The organism is Pantoea sp. UBA5923 (assembly GCF_002431095.1).
GTDB lineage: Bacteria > Pseudomonadota > Gammaproteobacteria > Enterobacterales > Enterobacteriaceae > Pantoea > Pantoea piersonii.
In genome coordinates this window covers 118,092-118,809 of the sequence record NZ_DJDN01000029.1, presented here as the reverse complement: position 1 = coordinate 118,809, position 718 = coordinate 118,092, and the positions used below count along the sequence as shown (strand labels likewise).

Annotated in this window: 1 protein-coding gene; it reads left to right on the top strand. The window is 61.3% G+C overall.

Features of this window, described 5'->3' with window-relative positions; all coding sequences use genetic code 11:
- Positions 1-636 (top strand): helix-turn-helix domain-containing protein (locus B3797_RS07895; protein ID WP_311790799.1); only part of this gene is annotated, 636 nt, incomplete at its 5' end.
- Positions 637-718 lie beyond the last annotated feature (82 nt).

The window sequence follows — 718 nt, the reverse complement described above, 5'->3', positions numbered from 1 at the left end:
CTGGTGCTGGACAATATCCTCTACTGTCGCGATCGCTTCGGTCTTGCTCTCGACTGGGGACAACTCTTGCCGCCGCAAGGCGTTGACGCGCCGGGCTACTGGCGTCTGACCACCCGCGGCATGGCGCTGGCGCGCGGCGTGATCAGCCAGCTGGAGCGCGAAAGCCGCAAAAGCGATCCCCTTTCCATTCAGCTTACGGAGGCGCTTTTTTTACAGCTGGCGCTTATTCTTCGCCGCCACGGCTATGCGGCGGATCGTCCCTGGGCGCTGCCGGAAGGCGAACAGCTCGATCTGCTGATGTCGGCGCTACAGGGCGCGGTGGCGCGCCCCTTCGATCTGGCGACCTTTTGCCAGCAAAATTCGCTGAACGAACGCGCGCTGAAGCAGCTGTTTCGCCAGCAGACCGGGATGACGGTCGGTCACTATCTGCGGCAACTGCAGCTTTGTCAGGCAAAATATCTGCTGCGCACCCAGGATTGTCTGATCAGTGAAGTGGCGGCGCGCTGTGGCTTCGACGACAGCAACTATTTCTCAGTAGTCTTTACGCGCGAAACGGGTTTAACGCCCAGCGCCTGGCGCCAGCGGTTTGTGCCGCAGCGCTCGGGAAGCTCAGCACAGGACCGCGCGCCGTCGTGAAAAAGAGGTTGCCCTTAATTTCTCAGGCCATGCCCAGAGTCTGCTAAGCGGGTGAAAAGGCCCGAAGAGCAAAGCGTCCCGC